Source organism: Mixta sp., assembly GCF_024610815.1.
Lineage (GTDB): Bacteria > Pseudomonadota > Gammaproteobacteria > Enterobacterales > Enterobacteriaceae > Mixta > Mixta calida.
In genome coordinates, this window is the sequence record NZ_JANION010000066.1 from 1 (window position 1) to 2,786 (window position 2,786).

General features: G+C 59.6%; 2 protein-coding genes. One reads left to right on the forward strand and one right to left on the reverse strand.

What is annotated here, in order from left to right; genetic code table 11:
• On the forward strand, positions 1-856 hold an 856-nt coding region (locus MYY08_RS04120), incomplete at its 5' end, for an SLC13 family permease (RefSeq protein ID WP_288013361.1).
• Between the two features lie 87 nt (positions 857-943).
• On the opposite strand, the gene mqo is transcribed toward MYY08_RS04120, so the two are convergent.
• Positions 944-2,527, reverse strand: a complete 1,584-nt coding sequence (gene mqo, locus MYY08_RS04125) for a malate dehydrogenase (quinone) (RefSeq protein WP_288013364.1) — start codon at positions 2,525-2,527, stop codon at positions 944-946.
• Positions 2,528-2,786: the final 259 nt, after the last annotated feature.

Sequence of the window (2,786 nt, forward strand, 5' to 3'; positions counted from 1 at the left end):
CGGCTTCGGCACCTTTCAGCTCTCCGCCAGCATACTGCCCGCCAATGTGCCGAACCTGGTACTGACCGGTGCGGCGGAGACCGCTTACGGCATGCATCCCGGCTATCTGCCGTGGCTGTTTTTACAGGCGCCGGTGGTGGGACTGCTGAAAGGGGCGCTGCTGACGCTCTGTATCTGCCGCCTGTTTCCGGCGCGGCCTGCGGCGGTCATCCGCGCTGACGCCACGACGCCCATCAGCCGTGAGGAGCGGCGGCTGATGGCATTGCTGCTGGTTACGCTGCTGCTGTGGATGACCGACAGCCTGCACGGCGTGTCGCCCGCGTGGGTCGGGCTATGCGCCGCCTGCTTCTGCCTGCTGCCGCGCGTGGGGTTCGTCTCCAGCGAGGCGTTCGCCAGCGGCGTGAATTTCCGCACCTGCCTCTATGTCGCCGCCATTCTCGGCGTCACGGCGGTGGTGGTCGATTCCGGCCTCGGCGATCTGATCGCGCGCGGCTTACTGCGCGTGACGCCGCTTGATCCCGCAACGCCTTTTGCTAACTTCCTCTCGCTCAGCGCCATTACCGGGCTGCTGAATTTTGTCGTCACCGCCAACGGCGTACCGGCGATGTTTACGCCGATGGCGCAGAGCTTCGCCGACGCCTCCGGCTTTCCGCTGGCTAGCGTGATTATGTTGCAGGTATTGGCCTACGCCACGCCGCTGCTGCCTTACCAGGCGTCGCCGGTGGTGCTGGCGATGGCGCTCGGCAACGTGCCGGCGCGCGACGGCCTGCGGCTCTGCCTCTCGGTGGCGCTTATCAGCCTGCTGCTGCTGTTTCCGCTCTACTACGGCTGGTTTTGTCTGCTGGGTTATCTGTAACGGGTGGCGCGACGGGCGGCAACAGCGCCGCTGCGCCAGACGTAAAAAAGGCGGCATAGCGCCGCCTGTTTTCTGTCCGATGCGGATTTACTTGCCGACGACGTCGGCAGTCTGCGTCGGTTCGTCGTTGGCTGCCGCTGGCGTCATCGGCGTATAGTCGAGCTGCAAAATGCGGCTGGTTTCCGCCAGCTCATGCTCGGTGGCGCTGATATTGCCGTTGAGCTTCTGGCCGTAAGAGGGCACCAGCTCTTTTATCTTCGTCTGCCATTCCGGCGTGGCGAATTTATCTTTAAATACCTTTTGCAGCAGGTTCAGCATAATCGGCGCGGCGGTGGAGGCGCCCGGCGACGCGCCCAGCAGCGCGGAGACGGTGCCGTCCTGCGAGGCGATGACTTCGGTGCCGAGGCGCAGCACGCCGCCTTTTTCGGCATCCTTTTTGATGATCTGCACGCGCTGTCCCGCCTGCACCAGACGCCAGTCCTCTTTCTTCGCTTCCGGGAAATAGTCCTGCAACGCCGCATGACGGTCGTCGTCGGTCAGCATCAGCTGGCTCACCAGGTATTTCACCAGGTTGAAGTTATCCAGGCCGACGCGCACCATCGGCAGCAGGTTGCTGGCGGTAATCGAGCCGAACATATCCAGCAGCGAGCCATGCTTCAGGAATTTGGTGGAGAAAGTGGCGAACGGGCCAAACAGCAGCACCTGCTTGCCGTCCAGCACGCGCGTATCCAGGTGCGGCACTGACATCGGCGGCGCGCCGACCGAGGCTTTGCCGTACACTTTCGCCAGATGGCGTTTCACCACCTCCGGGTTTTCGCTGACGAGGAAGGAGCCGCCCACCGGGAAACCGGCATACGCTTTCGCTTCAGGGATGCCGGTCTTTTGCAGCAGCGGCAGCGCCGCGCCGCCCGCGCCGATAAACAGATAGTTGGCATTGACCGCGCTTAACGCGCCGCCGTTCGCCAGGTCGGCGATGGTCACTTTCCAGCTGCCGTTGGCGTTGCGCTGAATATCACGCACTTCATGGCGGGTGCGCAGACGAAAGTTTGGGTTTTTCGCCAGTGAAGCCACCAGCTGGCGCGTGATTTCGCCAAAATTGACGTCGGTGCCGATAGTAATGCGCGTCGCGGCGACCTTCTGCTGCGGATCGCGGCCCTGCATCATCGCCGGCGCCCATTTAGCAATCTGCGCGCGATCTTCTGAATATTCCATGCCGCGGAACAGGGTGCTTTTTTGCAGCGCCGCATAGCGTTTGCGCAGGAAATTAACGTTGTCGTCGCCCCAGACGAAGCTCATGTGCGGGGTGGTGTTGATAAAACTGCGTGGGGTATGCAAGGTGCCTTTCTGAACCAGGGAGGCCCAGAACTGGCGGGAAATCTGGAAGGCTTCGTTAATCTCGATCGCTTTCGCGATGTCGACGGCGCCATTCTTTTCCGGCGTGTAATTCATTTCTGCCAGCGCGGAGTGACCAGTACCGGCGTTGTTCCAGCCGTTTGAACTCTCTTCCGCCACTTTATCCTGCCGTTCTACCATCTCGATAGACCAGCCTGGCTCCAGCTCCTGAAGATAAGTGCCCAGCGTGGCACTCATGATCCCTCCGCCGATGAGCAGTACATCGACGTCCTTTTCCCCTCCTGTCGCTGCATGTTTGCTGAGACCTAAAGCATTCATACACCGCGTCAGAAGTAATGCTGATTTACGCATGAGGCGACATCTCCGTCCGTTGATGAATCAACGGTAATTGCAGGTGAAAGAGACCGTCTTCTGTTCGGCGGATTATCCTCTTTCCATAAATGTCCGAAATCTTCCTGGTTTAACCACACTAAAAGTGCAGGTTAACTGCACGTTATACGTACCGGGAGAAATATAACATTCTCGCAATAAAATTGAATAATTTGTTTAAAATTTAAAATGTGGTTAAGTTTTGAGC

Coding starts and splice junctions, on each gene's coding strand:
- mqo (WP_288013364.1), bottom strand. CDS start 2,527: ATGAATGCTTTAGGTCTCAGCAAACATGCAGCGACAGGAGGGGAAAAG.